Raw genomic sequence first — 19288 nt, forward strand, 5'->3', positions numbered from 1 at the left:
GACCAGCGGGCGGTTTTCCTCAACAGACGCAAGGCGGAGCGCTGCGGCCGTCGCGCCGGGGGCCGCAATTTTCATGAATCGCCCTGAATGACCGGCGCGCAGCCGGTCGCGCGTCCAGGGGCATGCGAGGTCACGATGACATACGTCGTCACGGAAAACTGCATCAAGTGCAAATACACCGACTGCGTTGAGGTCTGCCCCGTGGACTGCTTCTACGAGGGCGAAAACTTCCTGGTCATCAATCCGGACGAGTGCATCGACTGCGGCGTATGTGAGCCTGAATGCCCCGCGGAAGCCATCAAGCCCGACACCGAGCCGGGCCTTGAGGACTGGCTCAAGCTGAACGCCGATCTGGCTGCGACCTGGCCCAACATCACCCGCAAACGCGACCCGCTGCCGGACGCCAAAGAATGGGACGGCAAGCCGGACAAGCTGAAGTATCTCTCCACGGCGCCTGGCGAGGGCGACTGATCCGGACCGGCAGCGACGTTCCGACGCAGGCCGCGCTCCCGTTCCCTGCCGACGGATGCGCCGCGACGCCGGCACGACCCGCCGGCGCCGCTTTTGTGGCTGTCCGCCGCCGGGACTGGCGCGTTGCGGCGCGCCCGGACAGCGCCGCCGCCCTGATTCGGTGACCTGGCGCGGCCTCGCGCCTGACGCAGGGACCTGCCCTGGCGGCGCGTCATGCATGCGCCAGCGACAGGAGCGGCCGGTCGATCGCTTTGATTCTTTGCAAATTTGTGATATGGAACGTGTATGAGCGGCGGCTATCCGGACACGGATAGCGATCTGGTGTCAAGATTTCCGACACATTCCCCTGTTTGCGTGTTCAGTCCGGCTGAATTTGCGGACAGGGCCAGTTTGCGACCACGTAAAGCACGCAGCCACATGCGCCTGTGTGTCAAAGGCGATTGTCCGCCCTGACGTCGACGACCACGTCCCCGGGACCGTGATCAGGAGGCTTTCCGAATCATGACTGCAAAGAAAACAGCTAGCAAGCTTGGTTTCAAGACCGGCGAGGCCATCGTTTACCCCTCCCACGGGGTTGGTCACATCCAGGCCATTGAGGAGCAGGAGGTCGCCGGTTTCAAGCTGGAGCTGTTTGTCATCACCTTTGAAAAGGACAAGATGACCCTCCGTGTCCCGACGTCCAAGGCGGCGAGCGTCGGCATGCGCAAGCTCGCGGACACGGACATCGTGTCCAAGGCCCTGGTCACCCTTTCCGGCCGCGCCCGGGTCAAGCGCACCATGTGGTCGCGCCGCGCCCAGGAGTATGAGGCGAAGATCAATTCCGGCGATCTGGTCAGCATCGCCGAAGTGGTGCGCGACCTGCACCGTTCTGACGCCCAGCCGGAGCAGTCCTACAGCGAGCGCCAGCTGTACGAGGCGGCCCTCGAGCGCGTGATTTCGGAGCTGGCGGCGGTCAACCGCATCACCGACACCGAAGCCCGCAAGCTCGTGGAGGAGGCCCTCGCCAAGAGCCCCCGTCCGGCCGCCAAGTCCGGCGCCGCCGGCGAGGACAACGTCCAGGAAGAGGCTGCCTGACCGCGCCGCTCCGCGACAGTCGCGATATCCTGACCGATATCCTAGAAAAGCGACGCCAGCAGGCGTCGCTTTTTTTGTCCGGGCGATGCGGAAGCGGCGCGCAACGGCCGCGGCGGCCCCGCCGCGGCGGCCGCATTTCCCTGACGTGAGACGCCGCCTGCTGCGGTGCGGCGTCCGCGCCGGGCTCATTCGACGATCTTGTACCAGGCGCCGGGCGTCAGCCGGTCGCCCTCTCGCAGGCCGTTCATGATGGCGAAGCGCCCGACGGGATCGTCCACGCCCTGCATGCGCGCGGCGAGGCTCTGGACCGTATCATCCGGACCAGCCTGCGCCAGCCGCACCGTGAGCGGCGCGATGGACCGCGCCTCGTCGGGACCGAGCTTGCGGAAGCTGCGCAGCATCGCCTCAAACGCCGCCTGCTGTTGCGCCCCCGGATCGCCGCGAAGGGCGTAAATCACCCGGAAAATGCGGTCGTCGAGGCGCACCGCCGCCAGCAGGAAATGGAGGCCGCGTCCTGCCCCCTGGGCCATGACGGTGGGAAACGGCGCGTCCGCCAGGACGCGGACGCCCTCGGGCCGGACGCCTTCGATCCAGTCCCCGGCGACGAACGCCTCGAGCGAAGCCTCGCCCACGCCGCTGGCATGGTCGATCCGCAGCGCCGCCACGCCGCCGCGCGCCACACCGATCACCGCGTCAGCGGTGCTCTCCAGGGTGAAACCGGCGGGCGCGGTGAACGTCAGCCCCAGCCGGGGACTGGCGAAAACGGCGCCGCGGATGATCCCGCGGGCGGGATCCTCGCCATACAGCATGCCGTTGATGGCGGCGGCGTATGCCGCATCGGGCGCTGTCGCCGGGGCGCGGGCCCCGTTCTCCCGGGCGATGGCGATGACGGCGGCGATGCGGTGCGGCGTGGACGGATGGGTGGAGAGCATGTCGACCCCGCCCTCGCCGCTCGCCCTGTACATGCGCCGCTGACGGTCCAGCGCCTCAAGGAAACGGGCGGCCGCAAACGGGTCATAACCGGCGCGGAAGATGACGTTCACGCCGATCCGGTCCGCCTCGAGCTCTTGGTCGCGGGAAAACCGCGCCAGCGTCATGCGCCCTTCCGCCCGCACGGCGCGACTGGCGGCGGGATTGTCCAGCACGTCCGCGGCGATGCGCGACACCAGCGCCGAGCGCCGCGCGAGCTCCGCCCGCGCCCGGGCGTGATCCAGCGTCACATGCGCGATTTCGTGGGCGAGAACGGCCGCGACCTCGGCCTCATCCCGCGCCAGGGCCAGCAGGCCGCGGGTGACGTATACGCGGCCATCCGGCAGGGCGAAGGCGTTGATGGCCGGCGAATTGAGAATGGCGACCTCATAGGCGTCGGCCGGCTTGCCGGTGACGCGCGCGATGCGCCCGACGACGCGGCGCAGCAGCGCCTCCATCGGCGGCCAGCGGTACACGCCGCCATAAGCCGCCGCCAGCCGCTGCCGCTCCCGCGCCGACGGCTGCTCCACCCCGACCAGCTGCGGGGCAGCGTCCGGCGCTCGCAACGGCGGCATGCTGTCAGTGGCCTGCGTCGCGCAGGCGGCCAGCGCCAGCGTCGCCGCAAGCGGCGCCAGATACCGGACAAGGGGGGGACGGCGCCCAGTTGCTGGAGCAATCAACGCCAAGATCCTGCTCGCGCTCCCAATCCACATTTTCGCCGCCGCAGCCAGCTCCCTGTCGAGGCTGCGTCGCCGGCGCTCCCGCCGGCGCAGGCGGCCGCATGTTCCCCCCAATACGGCCGGCCCCCCGAATTTACGCCAGAATGGCCCGGCCGGCGAGAAGGGGTTTTCCGTCGCTGGCGGCGCGGGCAAACATGCGTCGCTCCGTCCGGCCGCCGGCGGCGATTCCGGGCCGGCCGGCCTTGCGGTCATAGCGCAAGGCTCCGTCACTGGAAAACGCCGTCTTGAGACGTGACGCGCCGCTCCAGTCGGGTTATATGTGCGGGCGCGCTGTCGGTCGCGTCGCGCAGACGCGGACCGTACATACGGGCGCCGCGCCTCCCGGTAGCTCAGCAGGATAGAGCAACGGTTTCCTAAACCGTAGGTCAGGGGTTCGAATCCCTTCCGGGAGGCCATTTTCCCGTAGCGACGCGCAGGACCGCGCCGCGCACGGACGCCGCCGGTCGCCCCGTCATGCGCGCCGGCCCAGGCGCCAAACGGCGATTGTGACGCGAACCCACGCCATCACTACTGTCCCTCAACCGGAAAGGAGGGACGACATGAGCGCCGCCTCGCAGCAGACCGTTGCGTCTCCTGAAAAAACGTCGCGCAACCCCGGCCAGGTGGTTACGGACATACCGCAGCGTCTGGACCGGCTGCCATGGGCCCGCTTCCATACGCATGTCGTCGCGGCGCTCGGGATCACCTGGATACTCGACGGCCTTGAGGTCACGCTCGCGGGGTCGCTCGCCGGCGCCATTCACGAGAGCTCCGCCCTTGGCCTCACGGAAAGCCTGATCGGGCTGTCCGCCAGTTTCTATCTGGCCGGCGCCATCGCCGGCGCCCTGTTTTTCGGCTGGCTGACGGACCGGCTGGGTCGGCGGCGGCTGTTCTTCGTCACGCTCGCCGTCTACATCCTCGCCACGGCCGCCACGGCGTTCTCGTGGAACGCGTGGAGCTTCATGCTGTTTCGCTTCCTGACGGGAGCCGGCATCGGCGGAGAATACGCCGCCATCAACGCCACCATCCAGGAGCTGGTCCCGGCGCGGGTGCGCGGCTGGGTGGACCTGGCGATCAACGGCAGTTTCTGGGTCGGCGCCACGCTTGGCGCGGCGGCGTCGCTGGCGCTTCTGGATCCCGCGTTCGTCAATCCGGAGCTGGGCTGGCGGCTGGCGTTTTTCTCGGGAGCGGCTCTCGGGCTTCTTGTCCTGTTCATGCGCGCGTGGCTGCCGGAAAGCCCGCGCTGGCTCATAACCCACGGCCGTTCTGACGAAGCGGAGCGCATCGTCGCCGCCATCGAGGACCGGGTCAGCAGCAACGGCGCCCCCCTGCCTCCGCCCGCCGGAAAACCGCTGCGCCTTCATACGGGCGATCATACGCCGCTGCGCGCCGCCTTCCGGGCGATGTTCGTCCGCCACCGCCGCCAGTCGGTTCTCGGCCTCACGCTCATGGCGGCGCAGGCGTTTTTCTACAACGCCATTTTCTTCACCTACGCGCTGGTGCTGATGAAATTCTACGGCGCGCCGTCCGGGAGCATCGGCTGGTACATTTTCCCGTTCGCCCTCGGCAATTTCGCCGGGCCGCTGCTGCTGGGGCGGCTGTTCGACACGCTTGGCCGGCGCGTGATGATCACCGCCACTTACGTCGCCTCCGGCGTGCTGCTGCTTGGCTCCGGATATCTGTTCTACCTCGGGCTGCTGACGGCGACGACGCAGACCGTCTGCTGGTCCGTAACCTTCTTCTTCGCCTCCTGCGCCGCAAGCTCCGCCTATCTGACGGTGAGCGAAAGCTTTCCGCTGGAAGTGCGGGCGCTGGCCATCGCCATTTTCTACGCGCTGGGAACGGCGCTGGGCGGCCTCGCCGCGCCATGGCTGTTCGGCTGGCTGATCGAGACCGGCTCGCGCCTCGCCGTGCTGCAGGGCTACATGCTCGGCTCCGGCCTGATGATCGGCGCGGGCGTCGTCGCCTGGGCCATGGCGCTCGACGCCGAGCGCAAGCCGCTGGAGCAGGTCGCGACGCCGCTGGGCGGCGAAGCCTCCTGAACAGCGGCGCGGGCGACGGTTTGCCGGGCGTCCCGCGCCGTGCTAGCGACCACAGCCGATGAGCAAGAACCTCAAAGACCTCGTGCGCCTGCCGGTCGGCGGCGACACCGCGCCGGCGCTGAAACGGCTGTGGCGCACGCAGATGCGCCAGCACTGGCGCACGCTCGCCGTGGTGCTGGCCTGCATCGCGCTGGTGGCCGGCGCCACAGGCCTCTACCCGGTGCTGATCAAGCACGCCTTCGACGCCTTCGCCAGCCGGGACACGCAGGTCATCCTGTATGCGCCGCTGTTCGTCATCGCCGTCACCTCGGCGCGCGGCTTCGCCCTGCTCGCCCAGACCGTTCTCACCAACCGGGTGGTGACGCAGATCGAGGCGGACATGCAGACGGAGCTCTACGCCCATCTCATCGACGCCGACCTCGCCCAGCTGGACGAGGAAAGCCCCGCGGCCCTGACCCAGCGATTCACCACCGACTTCGCCTTCATCAAGGAGGCGCTCACCCGCATCTCCACGGTGTTCCTGCGCGACCTCGCGCAGATCATCGCCCTGGTGGTGGCGATGCTGTGGATCGACCCGGTGCTGACCATCGTCGCCGGCGTGGTGGCGCCGTTCGCCGCCATCCCCATCGGGCGCATCGGCAAGAAGCTGCGCCGGGTCGCCAACTCCACCCAGGAGCAGATCGGCGCCATGGCCGGGCTGGTGTCGGAAAGCCTTGGCGGCGCGCGGGTCGCCAAGACCTTCCGTCTGGAGAGCTATCTGAAGGAGCGGGCGTGGAAAGCCTTTGACGAAGTGCGCCGGCTGAAGATGAAGGCCGCCAACGCCCGGGGCCGGCTTGACCCGCTGCTGGAAGTGGGCGGCGGCGTCGCCGTGGCGGGCGTGCTGGTGCTGATCGGCCTGCGCATCGCCAGCGGCGAGAGCTCGGTCGGCGAGTTCACCGGCTTCGTCACCGCGCTGCTGCTGGCGGCCCAGCCCATGCGCTCGCTCGGCAACCTGAACGCCATCATCCAGGAGGCCATGGCCGCCCTCACCCGCTATTACCGCATTCTCGACCGCGCCCCGACCATCGTCGACCGGCCGGACGCAAAGCCGCTGGTGGTGACGAAAGGCGAGATCGTCTTTGACCACGTCAGCTTCAGCTATGACGGCAAGACGGCGGCGCTGGACGACGTCAGCCTGCGCGCGGCGCCGGGCTCGGTGACGGCTTTGGTGGGCCGCTCAGGCTCCGGCAAGTCGACGCTGCTGGCGCTGGCGCCGCGTCTCTATGACGTCACCAGCGGAGCGGTGCGCGTCGACGGCATGGACGTGCGGGAGGCGACGCTGGATTCACTGCGCCGCCAGATCGCCGTGGTGAGCCAGGAGGTGGTGCTGTTCGACGACACCGTGCGCGCCAATATCGCCTTTGGCCGCCCCGGCGCCACGGACGGGGAAATCCGCGAGGCGGCCAGGGCCGCAGCCGCCCATGACTTCATCATGCGCCTGCCGGAGGGCTACGACACCCGCGTCGGCCATGGCGGCTCGCGTCTTTCCGGCGGCGAACGCCAGCGCGTGTCGCTGGCCCGCGCCATCCTCAAGGACGCGCCGATCCTGCTGCTGGATGAAGCCACCAGCGCGCTTGACGCCGAAAGCGAACAGATCGTGCAGACGGCCCTGGCCCGGCTGATGAAGGGGCGCACCACGCTGGTGATCGCCCACCGCCTCGCCACCGTCCGCGACGCGGACCAGATCGTGGTCATGGACGGCGGGCGTGTCGTCGAAACCGGCGTGCACGCCGCGCTGCTGGAGCGCGGCGGCCTTTACGCCCGGCTGTGCCGCATGCAGCTGGCGGACGACGGCGCGCCGGCGGCGCGGCCGGACGCCGGCGCGCTACTCGCGGCGGATAATGCGGTCGACAAGCAGGTCTGACAGGAAGCCCGGCCGGAAATTGCGCTTCACCGCCTCCGGATCATAGACGGTGTCGACCCAGGTGAGGAAGTCGAGCCCGTTCGCCTCGCCCTCGCGCAGATAGGCCTCGAAGAAGGCGTCGAGCACGCCGGTGCGGGCGAAGCGGAAGTGGCCGTAACGCCAGGACAGCTGGCGCATCGCCTCCCGCACCGGGCGGTTTTCGTGCAGGATCAGATAGAGGGCGGACATCATGCCCGCCCGGTCGGCGCCGGACTTGCAGTGGGCGAGCGCCGGATATTCCAGCTGCCGGAAGAATTCCCGCGCCTCGTGAATGGTCTCGCGCGAAGGGGCCTCGCGGGAGCGCACCACGAACTCCACCAGTTTCACGCCATTGCGCTCGCAGGCTTCGCGCTCAAGCGGCCAGGCGCCATGCTCCCGCCCGCCGCGCAGGTTGATGACGGTGCGCAGGCCGCGCCGCGCCAGCCGGTCGATCTGGTTGGGCGTCGGCTGGGCGGAGCGCCAGAACTGCGGCGTCACCTGAAACAGGTTGAGATAGGCGACGCGGAAGACGCCATGGTCCGCCAGCAGCATGTTGGCCCAGGCGCGCAGGCGGTCGCCCCGCCCCTGCAGAGGCCGGTCCCACCGCGCAATCCGCGCCATACGCCGCGCATACCGGACCTCATCCGGCCGACGCCAGAAACCCATCTGTTTTCCTGATTGATCCGCAGGGCGAACACAGAGCGTGCTCTCTAGCAGACCGGCGTCATATTCCCAAATGGCGCGCCCAAGGACGCTCCCCTGCCGGCGGCGCGGCCGGCCGCGGGACGCGCCGCGCCGCAATCGCCGCCCGCAATTGACAATATTTCCAGGCGGGCGTGCGATAGGTCATTTACGGTGAGACGCGTATCATCGTGGCTGGCGCAGCCATATGACAGCCCCCGGATGGTCGCCATGCGAGAACTTGTGGTCAGCATTCGCCGCGCGCGCCCCGATGACGCAGTCGCCCTGACGCGCGTGCATGACGCTTCATGGCGCGAAGCCTACCAGGGCATTCTGCCGGGCGTGACCCTCGAGCGCCTCATCAGCCGCCGCGGACCACGGTGGTGGAGCGAATTCGCCATCCGCAGCCGGCGGGAAGGCGCCAGGCGCATGCTGGTGCTCGACGTGGGCGAGGAGGTGGGCGGCTACGTGATCTACGGGGCGAACCGCAATCCCTCGCTGCCGTATCAGGGCGAGATCGACGCCATCTATCTCGCGCCGGTGTTTCATGGGCTCGGCCTCGGTCGCAAGCTGTTTCGCGCCGCCCGCAACGACCTCGCCAGCCGCAAGCTGCGCGGCGCCGTCGTGTGGTGCCTCGACGCCAACGAACGCGGACGGTCCTTTTACGCCAGCATGGGCGGAACGCCCCTGACGCGTTCGGCGCTGCATGTCGGCGGCGTCGCCTATGACAGCACCGCCTATGCGTTCAGCTGAGCGCCGGTCCCGGCCCGCGGCGACGCGCGGACGCGCCGGCGCCGCCGGCAAGGAATTTTGTGCGCGCGACTTGTGGTTAGACCAGATCGGACCTAAACAGGCGGCGTCCTGGACCCGAGCGGTCCGGTTTTCTCCCACGGCATTTAGCGGAAAACAGCATGCGCCTTGACGCGATCCCGATCGGCAAGAACCCGCCTCACGACATCAATGTGATCATCGAGGTTCCGCTTGGCGGCGAGCCGATCAAGTACGAAATGGACAAGGATGCGCAGATCCTGAAGGTCGACCGCTTCCTTTACACGCCGATGCGCTATCCGGGGAACTACGGCTTCGTGCCTCACACGCTCTCGGAGGACGGCGATCCGATCGACGTGCTCATCGCCAACACCCGCCCGATCGTTCCCGGCGCCATGATGAACTGCCGCCCGATCGGCGTGCTGAAAATGGAGGATGACGGCGGCGGCGACGAGAAGATCATCGCGGTGCCCTCCACCAAGCTGACCCGCCGTTACGAGAAGGTCGAGACCTACACCGACCTGCCCGAGATCACGCTGCGGCAGATCGAGCACTTCTTCCTCCACTACAAGGACCTCGAAGCCGGCAAGTGGGTGAAGCTGAAGGGCTGGGGCGACGCCGACGAGGCCCGCCAGTACATCGCCGACGCCATCGCCCGCGCCGCCCGCGAAAAGCAGGGCTGAGCGGAACGCCGGCGCCGGCGGCTGACCCGCAAGACAGGAAAAGCGCCCGCGCCCGGGCGCTTTTCTCTTTCACCGCGCGCTGCCCGGCGAAGCCGCGCCGTTCACGCGGAGGCGCGCGCCTGCAGGGAGCGCTCCACCACGCGGACGATGCCCTTCATCACCTCGTCAAGGGCGTAGTCTTTCGGCGTATAGATCTCGCGCACGCCGATGTTCTTCAGCACCAGCGCGTCCTCCGGCGGAATGATGCCGCCGACCACCACGGGAATGTGATCGAGCCCCTCCGCCCGCAGCTGCGCCATCACCTCCCGCACCAGCGGCACGTGCGAGCCGGAGAGAATCGACAGGCCGATGACGTGGGCGTCCTTCTCCCGCGCCTGGCGCACGATGTCCGCCGGCGTCTGGCGGATGCCGTTGTAAGTGACGTCCATGCCGACGTCGCGGGCGCGCAGGGCCACCTGCTCGGCGCCGTTGGAGTGACCGTCAAGGCCGGGCTTGCCGACGACCAGCCGGGGCGGACCGCCAAGCTTTTCGGCCAGGTCGGCCACCAGCAGCCGCACCTCGCGGCCGGTCTGCGGCGACTTCGTTTCGACCGAGACGCCGGTCGGCGCCCGGTACTCGCCGAAAATCTCGCGCAGCGTCTGGCCCCATTCGCCGGTAGTGACGCCCGCCCTGGCGCAGGCGATGGAGGGCTCCATGATGTTGCGGCCTTCGCGCGCCGCGCTGGCCAGCGCGGCGAGCGCGGCGTCCACCGCCGCCTGGTCGCGCTTCGCCCGCCAGGTCCGGATGCTGGCCACCGCCTCCATCTCCACCGTCTCCGGCACGGTGAGGATGGCGCCTTCGCCCGAGAGCAGCGGCGAGGGCTCGCTCTCCGTCCAGCGGTTGACGCCCACCACCACCAGCGAGCCGTCCTCGATGGCGGCGAGACGGCGGGCGTTGGCCTCCACCAGCGCCTGCTTCATGAAGCCGTTCTCGACGGCGGCGATGGCGCCGCCCATGGCGTCGATGCGCGCCAGCTCCTCGCGGGCGGCGGCCTTCAGCTCCTCCACCTTGCGGGTGATCTCGACGGAGCCGTCGAAAATGTCGCCATACTCCAGCAGGTCGGTCTCATAGGCCATGATCTGCTGCATGCGGATCGACCACTGCTGGTCCCAGGCGCGCGGCAGGCCGAGCGCCTCGTTCCAGGCAGGCAGCTGCACGGCGCGGGCGCGGGCCTTTTTGGAGAGCACCACCGCCAGCATCTCGATGAGAATGCGGTAGACGTTGTTCTCCGGCTGCGGCTCGGTGAGCCCGAGCGAATTCACCTGCACGCCGTAGCGGAACAGTTTCTGGCGCGGGTCGGTAATGCCGTAACGCCCGGTGCAGATCTCGTCCCACAGCTCGACGAAGGCCCGCATCTTGCACATCTCGGTGATGAAGCGCAGGCCCGCGTTGACGAAGAACGAGATGCGGCCGACCACCTTGCCAAAGCCTTCCTCATCGACCTCGCCCGAGGCTTTCACCGTGTCCAGCACGGCGATGGCGGTGGCCAGCGCGTAGGAGAGCTCCTGGACCGGCGTCGCTCCCGCCTCCTGCAGGTGATAGGAGCAGACGTTCATCGGGTTCCACTTCGGCATCTCCCGCGTGGTGAACAGCGCCACGTCCTTGATCAGCCGCATCGAGGGCGCCGGCGGGAAGATATAGGTGCCGCGGGACAGGTATTCCTTGATGATGTCGTTCTGGGTGGTGCCCGTCAGCGACACGCGGGAGGCGCCCTGCTCCTCCGCCACGGCGACATACAGCGCCAGCAGCCAGGCGGCCGTGGCGTTGATGGTCATCGAGGTGTTCATCGTCGCCAGCGGAATGCCGTCGAACAGGGCGCGCATGTCGCCGATGTGCGAAATGGTCACGCCGACCTTGCCGACCTCGCCGCGCGCCAGCTCGTGGTCCGGGTCATAACCGGTCTGGGTCGGCAGGTCGAACGCAACGGAAAGGCCGGTCTGTCCCCTGGCCAGATTGCTGCGGTAAAGCCTGTTCGATTCCGCCGCCGTCGAATGGCCGGCGTAGGTGCGGAAAATCCAGGGTTTGTCCCGCGACGCCGTCCTGCCGGCGTCCGCGCCTGTCCCTTCGCCTGTCGTGGCGTGCGTGTCCTGTGCGTTCATCAAGCCGCCCGTTCTGCCAGTCCCGGCGCGGGAGCCTGCCGGCCCGGCGCGCCGCGGACATAACCGACGCCCCGGCGCATGACCGGGGCACATGTGACGGGCGCCAATTTACTCGCAACGGACCGGAACGTCTTCCGTGACGGGAGGCGATGTCATCAAACTTTTGGCCAACTTCCTGCCCCCCTGCCGCACGTCTATATCTCCAGGAGCACGCGCCGCCTGCTGTCTGCAGCACCCCTTGTCAGGCGCCGCCGGCCCGGTCGCCGCGCGCCGCGTTTCTTTGTCACGCTTCCGGGAGCGACCGGAAGCCCTTGAGTGGAACCTTCATCATGACCGCCGTTCAGCAGCTCTCCAGTGGAGAACAGAAGAATCTGTACCGCATGGGCGAGGTGCCGCCTCTCGGACACGTTCCCGCGGAAATGCCGGCGTGGGTGGTGCGCAAGGACCGGCATGGCCCGCCTGACAAGGCGATGCAGCTGGAGACCGTGCCCACCTGGACGATCGGCGAGGACGAGGTGCTGATCTACGTCATGGCCGCCGGCGTGAACTACAACGGCGTCTGGGCGGCGCTGGGCGAGCCGATCTCGGTGCTCGACGCGCACAAGCACCCCTATCACATCGCCGGCTCGGACGCCGCCGGCGTCGTCTGGGCCGTCGGCAGCAAGGTGAAGCGCTGGAAGGTCGGCGACGAGGTCGTGGTGCACTGCAACCAGGACGACGGCGACGACGAGGAGTGCAACGGCGGCGACCCGATGTTCTCGCCCTCCCAGCGCATCTGGGGCTACGAGACGCCGGACGGCTCCTTCGCCCAGTTCTGCCGCGTCCAGTCCCGCCAGCTGATGGAGAAGCCGCGCCACCTCACCTGGGAGGAGTCGGCCTGCTACACCCTGACGCTCGCCACCGCCTACCGCATGCTGTTCGGCCATCCGCCGCACACGGTGAAGCCGGGCGACAACGTGCTGGTGTGGGGCGCGTCCGGCGGTCTCGGCGTGTTCGGCGTGCAGCTGTGCGCCGCCTCAGGCGCCAACGCCATCGGCGTCATCTCGGACGAGTCCAAGCGCGACTACGTCATGCAGCTCGGCGCCAAGGGCGTGATCAACCGCAAGGATTTCGACTGCTGGGGCCAGATGCCCAAGGTCAACACGCCGGAGTACAACGCGTGGCTCAAGAACGCCCGCGCCTTCGGCAAGGCGATCTGGGACATCACGGGCAAGAAGGACGTGGACATTGTCTTCGAGCATCCGGGCGAGGCCACCTTCCCGGTCTCGGCGCTGGTGGCCAGGCGCGGCGGCATGGTGGTGTTCTGCGCCGGCACCTCGGGCTACAACCTCACCTTCGACGCCCGCTACGTCTGGATGCGGCAGAAGCGCATCCAGGGCTCGCACTTCGCCCACCTCAAGCAGGCGTCGGCGGCCAACCAGTTCGTGCTCGACCGCCGCATTGATCCGTGCATGTCCGAGGTATTCCCGTGGAGCGACATCCCGGAAGCCCACATGAAGATGTGGCAGAACCGGCACAAGCCGGGCAACATGGCCGTGCTGGTGAATTCGCCGCGCCCGGGCCTGCGCAACCTGCATGACGTCATTGAGGCGAGCCGCGGCGGCTGAGGCTCGCCAAACGGGCCTGAAACCTGGCTCCGCGGGACGGCGGCGCGCAGAGGGCGCGCCGCCGTCACTGTTTCCGGCTACGCCTTTTCAGCTTCATCCAGCAGGACGGCGTTGAACTCTCCGCCGATCAGGAAAATCGCGCCCAGCACGTAGAGAAACACCAGGGCGATGGCCACCGAGGCGAGACCCGCATAGGTGGTGACGTAACCGCGCTGGCCAAAATCGGCGATATAGGCTCCGAACACCGCGCCGCCGACGAACCAGGCGACGATGGTGAGCAGGATGCCGGGCAGGACCTGGCGGAAGCTGCGCCGTCCGGCCGCGACCAGCAGGTGGGCCGCCAGCAGCACCACGAAGATCACCACGCCGGCGACGCCGTAACGGACGACGCTGACGAGGAAACGCAGCGGCTGCAGCTGCTCCTTCACCGCCGGGAACCAGGCCATGACGGCGTTCCACAGCGCGGGCCAGAGCACCACCAGCACGGCGAAGATCATCAGGCCGGCGGCGCCGAGCAGCACGTACATGATCGATTCCAGCCGCGTCCAGTACCACGCCCGCCACTCATAGGCGCCATAGGCCCGGTTCAGCCCGACCCGCAGCGCCTCGATGCCGTTGGAGGCGAAATAGAGCGCGAACAGCGCGCCCAGCGTCAGCGTGCTGCTGCGCGCGCCCGAGAGCACCGTACGGATCTCGCGCGCCAGCGGCGCGGCGATGTCCGCCGGCCACACATCGAACAGCAGCCCGGCGGCGCGGTCTCCCAGATCCGCGGCGCCGATCATGCTGGCCAGCGACGCCACCACGATGATGAAGGGAAACAGCGCCATAAGGATGGACATGGCGATATGGCTGGCCAGCGCCCAGCCGTCGTGGTCCAGGAAGCGTTTCACAGTGGCGGCGGATATGCGGATGATCGCAGCGATGGCGCTCCTCCTTTCCTGCATGCGCGTCTCGCGGCGCGGCGGCCAGAGACGCCCCATCATGGCGCCGGCCGCGCCGGAAGGCGACGCCCGCCGTCACGATTGCAATCGCCGGCGAAACGTCAGACCAATAGGCGCTCCCGGCCCGGTCCGGCAATAACACGTCAAGGCAGGAAACCCCATTGATGCCCAACGCCGCCCTGGCGACCCGCGTCGCCGCCGCCGCTCTCATCGTTATCCTGGCGAGCGGCTATCTTGTAGCCCGTTACGTCGCGCCCCACGCCGAACCGCTCACCTTTCTCACCGTGCGCTTCGCGGCCACCGCCGGAGTGATGGCGGCCATCGCCTGGCTGGCGCAGGCGCCGTGGCCATCGAGCCTGCGCGAGTGGCTCAACATCGCCGTCGCCGGCGTGCTGCTGCAGGGGGTGATGCTGGCGACGGTGTTCTGGAGCGTGCGCCAGGGCCTGCCGGCGGGGGTATGTTCGCTGGTTCTGGCGCTGCAGCCGCTGCTGACCGGCATGCTCGCGGGCCCGTTGCTCGGCGAACGGGTGACGGCGCGCATGTGGCTTGGCCTGCTGGCCGGCCTCGCCGGGGCGGCGCTGGTGCTGGCGCCGCGTGTCTCCGGCGAGGACGCGCTGCCGCCCGCGCCGGTCGCCGCCGCCTTTCTGGGGCTGGTCGCCATTTCGCTCGGCACCGTGTGGCAGAAGCGCACCGGCCAGACCGGCGACCTGCGGGTGAGCGTCGCCGTCCAGTTCCTCGCCGCCTTCCTGTTCACCGCGCCGCTGGCGCTGCTGCTGGAGGACCTGACGTTTGACGGCTCGGGCGAACTCTGGCTGGCGATGTCCTGGTCGGTGCTGGGCACATCCGCCGCCGGCATCCTGCTGATGCTGTGGCTGCTGCGCCGCATGCCGGTGTCGGCCATGTCATCGCTGTTTTATCTCATCCCGGTGGTGGCCGCGGCCATGACATGGCTGGCCTTTGACGAGCGCCTGGCGCCAGTGCAGATCCTTGGCATGGCGGTCGCGGTGGCGGGCGTATGGCTGACCAGCCTGGGGCAGGCGCGGCCGGTCGCCGGACCGCCGGCCCGCGGGACGCGACCATGAGCGCGCGATATCGACTGATATCGAGATTGCCTGGGTGCCCGCGTTGGTTATTGTGCCAACAACAATCGGCGCCCGCGCCGCGCACGCCGCCCGCGGCGACGCGGCGGTCGCCGAATTGTCGCCTCCACGTCAGGCGCTTCCCTGCGCCCCCGGTCCGTCGCCCGCGCCGCTGGCGGGCGTCGTCGCCCCGGAAGGCGCGCGCCTTTCCCGAGCTGACTGTCCGCGCCGCCGCAAGGGCGGACGCGCAAAGAGGATACTGCGTTATGAGCCAAGTGGCGACCGCCACCCTTCCCGCCGCGTCAGATACGATCGCGCTCGTCAGCCGCGTCGCCGGCGACCTGGAGACGCTGCTCGCCGCAGCGACCGCCGCCGTGCGGGAGCGCGTCTCGGAGAACGGCAAGCCGTCCGCCGCGCTTGTTGACGCCGAACAGCACGCCGCCCACGGCCTGTCGTGGCTCGCCACCTATGTCACCGGCGTGCGCGAGGCCGCCGGCTGGGCGCAGCGCCTTGCGGACGAGGGCAAGTTCGGCGAGGTCGAGCATCTGCTGCTGCTGATCGCCGTGGGCGAGTACACGGCGCAGATTTTCGGCGGCATCCCGATGAGCCAGAACGAGATCGTGCGCCTCGCCGATCTCGGGCTCGACGCCGCGACCGCGGCGGGCCTGCGCACGGCGGCGATCGACGAGATCATCGCCACCGGCAACACGCCGGCCGCGCGCCTGCGCCTCGTCACGCTGATGAAGGACATGGACGGCGGCTCCAGCATCGGCGCCACCGGCCTGGACGACACGCTGGAGGCGATCCGCTCCGAGATGAAGCGCTTCGCCGACGCCGAGGTCGTTCCTTACGCCCATGAATGGCACCTCAGGAACCAGTACATCCCGCTGGAGGTGATCGCCGGCATGGCCCAGCTGGGCGTGTTCGGCCTCACCATTCCCGAGCAGTACGGCGGCATGGGTCTCTCCAAGGTCTCCATGTGCGTGGTCTCGGAGGAGCTCTCCCGCGCCTATATCGGCGTCGGCTCGCTCGGCACCCGCTCGGAGATCGCCGCGGAGCTGATTCTCGGCGGCGGCACCGAGGAGCAGAAACAGTACTGGCTGCCGAAGATCGCCTCGGGCGAGATCCTGCCCACCGCGGTGTTCACCGAGCCCAACACCGGCTCCGACCTCGCCTCGCTGCGCACCCGCGCCGTCAGGGAGGGCGAGGGCGAGAACGCCGTGTGGAAGGTCTATGGCAACAAGACCTGGATCACCCATCCGGTCCGCGCCGACCTGATGACCATGCTGGTGCGCACGAAGCCTGACGTGCCTGGCTACCGCGGCCTCTCCATCCTGCTGGCCGAGAAGCCGCGCGGCGATGACGCCAATCCGTTCCCGGTCGAGGGTCTCACCGGCAGCGAGATCGAGGTGCTCGGCTATCGCGGCATGAAAGAGTACGAGCTGGCCTTCGACGGATTCAAGGTGAAGGCGTCGAACCTGCTCGGCGGCGTCGAGGGCGAAGGCTTCCGCCAGCTGATGCAGACCTTCGAGGCGGCCCGCATCCAGACGGCGGCGCGCGCCGTGGGCGTGGCCCAGGCGGCGCTGGAGGTTGGCCTGCGCTACGCCCAGGAACGCATCCAGTTCGCCAAGCCGATCATCAGCTTCCCGCGCGTCTCCGACAAGCTGGCGATGATGGCCGCAGAGCTGATGATCGCCCGCCAGCTCACCTATTTCGCGGCCCGCGCCAAGGACCAGGGCAAGCGCTGCGACCTGGAGGCCGGCATGGCCAAGCTGCTCGCCGCCCGCATCGCGTGGTCGAACGCCGACAACGCCGTGCAGATCCACGGCGGCAACGGCTTCGCGCTGGAGTACGCCGCGAGCCGCCTGCTGTGCGACGCCCGCATTCTCTCGATCTTCGAGGGCGCGGCGGAGATCCAGGCCCAGGTCATCGCCCGCCGTCTGGTGGAAGGCGGCAACTGACCGGTCCTGCGATCGTGGACGCGGGGAGGCGGGCATGCGCCCGCCTCCCCCTTTTTGTGCGCCCGCTCCGCCCCCCGGGACGCGCCCTGCCGTCACGGAGACCTTGCCAGCGGCCGCGCGCAGGGCCTAAACCCGGCGTGACCATATCCCGTGAGAGGCGTCCATGGCATCGTTCAACCTTCTCCTGCTTCCTGGCGACGGCATCGGTCCGGAAGTCAACCTTGAAGTCGAAAAGCTCGTCCGCTGGTTTGACCGCGCGGGCGTCGCCAAATTCGAGATCGAAAAGGATCTGGTCGGCGGCTGCGCCTATGACGCACACGGCGTCGCCATCACGGAAGAAGCTATGGCGCGCGCCCAGGCGGCGGACGCGGTGCTGTTCGGCGCCGTCGGCGGCCCCAAGTGGGACAACGTGCCCTATGAAGTCCGTCCGGAGGCGGGACTGCTGCGCCTGCGCAAGGATCTCGGCCTGTTCGCCAACCTGCGTCCGGCGATCTGCTACCCGGCGCTGGCCGACGCCTCCTCGCTCAAGCGCGAGCTGGTGGAAGGCCTCGACATCATGATCGTGCGCGAGCTGACCGGCGGCGTGTATTTCGGCGAGCCGAAAGAGATCGTGACGCTGGAGAACGGCGAGAAGCGCGCCGTGGACACCCAGCTCTATCACACCCACGAGATCGAGCGCATCGCCCGCGTCGCCTTCGATCTCGCCGCCAGGCGGCGCAACCGCGTCGCCTCGGCGGAGAAACGCAACGTGATGCGCACCGGCGTGCTGTGGCACGAGGTGGTGACCCGCGTCCACCGCGAGGAATATCCGGAAGCGGCGCTGGAGCACGTGCTGGCCGACAACTGCGCCATGCAGCTGGTGCGCAATCCGCGCCAGTTCGACGTGATCGTCACCGACAACCTGTTCGGCGACATTCTCTCCGACGTCGCCGCCATGCTCACCGGCTCGCTGGGCATGCTGCCCTCCGCCTCGCTGGGCGCGGAAGATCCGGTGACCGGCAAGCGCAAGGCGCTCTACGAGCCGGTGCACGGCTCCGCCCCGGACATCGCCGGCCAGGGCCTCGCCAACCCGATCGCCATGATCGGCTCGCTGGGCATGGCGCTGCGCTATTCGTTCGGCCTCGGCGAGGCGGCGGACCGGCTGGACCAGGCCATCGCCAACGTGCTGGCCGCCGGCCTGCGCACCCGCGACATCGCCGGCCCGGGCGCCAATGTGGTCTCGACCTCCGGCATGGGCGACGCCATCGTCGCCGAGCTGGAGAAGCTCTCCTGAGGCGAAGCCGCCCGCGCCCGCCATGGCGGCGGCGCGGGCGACCGGAGACGGACGCTCCCGCGCGAACAAAAACAGGGCCAGCAATGCTGGCCCTGTTTTTTTGTCGCCCGACGGTCCTGCGGATAACGCCCGGTGGGGCTGGGGGGCTGATAAACCCGGGCGCATCCGCGGGACCGCCGGGACGGCATGTTATTTCCACTACCTTTACGGCAGGCGCAAGGCCAAATCGTGTCGTTGCGACGATATCTAAATAACATTCAGTTGAATTACCATTACACCAGTCTATTATGACATCGTATTTACGAAATACAACATAATTGTTGTCATGGTATACTGTTATAACTATCAATCACCAGCCGGTCCGGCGCACGCCCGCACCCCGCCAGGCGCCCGCTCCTGTTTACCTCCGCCACGTTTGACGTCAGACTGGCGACCGGAGCAGCCCATGCCGTGGCGCTGCGTTTCAACGGGCTGGACGGGGTGATGACCGGAGCTGATCCGCGTGATGATGACAGTCAGCTGCAACCCGCCGGACGCGCTCCGGCGGCGGTGATCGTGCTTCCGCGCGCGCGTGCGGCGCCAGCGCCCGCCGGAGCCGCCCCGCCGGCCGCGGGCGCGCCGCAGGTGAGCTTCAGCCGCCTCGAGCTGAACGCGCTGCTGGACCTGTATGGCAGGCACGTCGCGACCGGCGCCTGGCGGGACTACGCCATTGACTTCCAGAAGGACCGCGCCGTGTTCTCGATCTTCCGGCGCACGTCGGAGGCCCCGCTGTACGCCGTGGTGAAATGCCCGCGGCTGGAGCGGCGCCAGGGGGCCTGGAGCGTCAGCGAAGCGGACGGACGCATCCTGAAACGCGGCAACGACCTGAAGCGCGTTCTGGCGGTGATCGACAGGCCGCTCAGGCTGGTGAAGGGATAAAGAAAAAGGCCCCGGGAAACCGGGGCCTGCTGCGTTCCGCGCC

15 protein-coding genes and 1 tRNA gene are annotated in these 19288 nt (G+C 68.6%); 12 read left to right on the forward strand and 4 right to left on the reverse strand.

What is annotated here, in order from left to right; all coding sequences use genetic code 11:
- Positions 1–135: 135 nt before the first annotated feature.
- Both fdxA and ACFFJB_RS12330 read left to right on the forward strand, forming a co-directional pair.
- Entirely contained in the window at positions 136–471 is a 336-nt protein-coding gene (gene fdxA / locus ACFFJB_RS12325; RefSeq protein WP_376831634.1) for a ferredoxin FdxA, read from the forward strand.
- Positions 472–969: 498 nt separating this feature from the next.
- Positions 970–1545, forward strand: a complete 576-nt coding sequence (locus tag ACFFJB_RS12330; protein ID WP_376832687.1) for a CarD family transcriptional regulator — start codon at positions 970–972, stop codon at positions 1543–1545.
- Positions 1546–1730: 185 nt separating this feature from the next.
- On the opposite strand, the gene ACFFJB_RS12335 is transcribed toward ACFFJB_RS12330, so the two are convergent.
- The gene (locus tag ACFFJB_RS12335; RefSeq protein WP_376831635.1) at positions 1731–3200 is read right to left on the reverse strand and encodes a M48 family metalloprotease; all 1470 of its coding nucleotides are present in this window, start codon (positions 3198–3200) and stop codon (positions 1731–1733) included.
- A gap of 372 nt (positions 3201–3572) precedes the next feature.
- On the opposite strand from ACFFJB_RS12335, the gene ACFFJB_RS12340 reads away from it, so the two are divergent.
- From ACFFJB_RS12340 to ACFFJB_RS12350, 3 genes are all read left to right on the forward strand, one after another.
- Positions 3573–3649 (forward strand) — tRNA-Arg (locus ACFFJB_RS12340).
- 144 nt (positions 3650–3793) lie between these two features.
- A complete protein-coding gene (locus tag ACFFJB_RS12345) occupies positions 3794–5275 on the forward strand; it encodes an MFS transporter (protein WP_376831636.1) in 1482 nt (493 codons plus the stop codon).
- Between the two features lie 58 nt (positions 5276–5333).
- Entirely contained in the window at positions 5334–7178 is a 1845-nt protein-coding gene (locus ACFFJB_RS12350; protein WP_376831637.1) for an ABC transporter ATP-binding protein, read from the forward strand.
- Here the strand turns inward: ACFFJB_RS12350 and ACFFJB_RS12355 are convergent.
- On the reverse strand, positions 7140–7862 hold the full coding sequence (locus ACFFJB_RS12355; RefSeq protein WP_376831638.1) for a protein tyrosine phosphatase family protein: 723 nt from the start codon (positions 7860–7862) through the stop codon (positions 7140–7142). The two genes, ACFFJB_RS12350 and ACFFJB_RS12355, sit on opposite strands and share 39 nt — an antisense overlap.
- 246 nt (positions 7863–8108) lie before the next feature.
- Between ACFFJB_RS12355 and ACFFJB_RS12360 the strand changes: the two genes are divergently transcribed.
- Positions 8109–8630: a GNAT family N-acetyltransferase gene (locus tag ACFFJB_RS12360; RefSeq protein WP_376831639.1), complete on the forward strand. Its 522-nt coding sequence runs from the start codon at positions 8109–8111 to the stop codon at positions 8628–8630.
- Between the two features lie 158 nt (positions 8631–8788).
- The gene (gene ppa, locus ACFFJB_RS12365) at positions 8789–9328 is read left to right on the forward strand and encodes an inorganic diphosphatase (protein ID WP_376831640.1); all 540 of its coding nucleotides are present in this window, start codon (positions 8789–8791) and stop codon (positions 9326–9328) included.
- A gap of 101 nt (positions 9329–9429) precedes the next feature.
- On the opposite strand, the gene ACFFJB_RS12370 is transcribed toward ppa, so the two are convergent.
- Positions 9430–11466: an ethylmalonyl-CoA mutase gene (locus ACFFJB_RS12370; protein ID WP_376831641.1), complete on the reverse strand. Its 2037-nt coding sequence runs from the start codon at positions 11464–11466 to the stop codon at positions 9430–9432.
- A gap of 329 nt (positions 11467–11795) precedes the next feature.
- Between ACFFJB_RS12370 and ccrA the strand changes: the two genes are divergently transcribed.
- On the forward strand, positions 11796–13073 hold the full coding sequence (ccrA, locus tag ACFFJB_RS12375; protein ID WP_376831642.1) for a crotonyl-CoA carboxylase/reductase: 1278 nt from the start codon (positions 11796–11798) through the stop codon (positions 13071–13073).
- Positions 13074–13150: 77 nt separating this feature from the next.
- Here the strand turns inward: ccrA and ACFFJB_RS12380 are convergent, their stop codons facing one another.
- On the reverse strand, positions 13151–14017 hold the full coding sequence (locus ACFFJB_RS12380; RefSeq protein ID WP_376831643.1) for a YihY/virulence factor BrkB family protein: 867 nt from the start codon (positions 14015–14017) through the stop codon (positions 13151–13153).
- A gap of 161 nt (positions 14018–14178) precedes the next feature.
- Between ACFFJB_RS12380 and ACFFJB_RS12385 the strand changes: the two genes are divergently transcribed.
- From ACFFJB_RS12385 to ACFFJB_RS12400, 4 genes are all read left to right on the forward strand, one after another.
- A complete protein-coding gene (locus tag ACFFJB_RS12385; RefSeq protein ID WP_376831644.1) occupies positions 14179–15096 on the forward strand; it encodes a DMT family transporter in 918 nt (305 codons plus the stop codon).
- A 263-nt stretch (positions 15097–15359) separates the two neighbouring features.
- Positions 15360–17054, forward strand: coding sequence for an acyl-CoA dehydrogenase family protein (locus ACFFJB_RS12390; RefSeq protein ID WP_376831645.1), 1695 nt, complete (start codon positions 15360–15362; stop codon positions 17052–17054).
- 163 nt (positions 17055–17217) lie between these two features.
- Positions 17218–18327: a 3-isopropylmalate dehydrogenase gene (leuB, locus tag ACFFJB_RS12395; protein WP_376831646.1), complete on the forward strand. Its 1110-nt coding sequence runs from the start codon at positions 17218–17220 to the stop codon at positions 18325–18327.
- 483 nt (positions 18328–18810) lie between these two features.
- Positions 18811–19245, forward strand: coding sequence for a DUF2794 domain-containing protein (locus tag ACFFJB_RS12400; RefSeq protein WP_376832689.1), 435 nt, complete (start codon positions 18811–18813; stop codon positions 19243–19245).
- Positions 19246–19288: the final 43 nt, after the last annotated feature.

This window comes from Camelimonas abortus (assembly GCF_042432745.1).
Lineage (GTDB): Bacteria > Pseudomonadota > Alphaproteobacteria > Rhizobiales > Beijerinckiaceae > Camelimonas > Camelimonas abortus.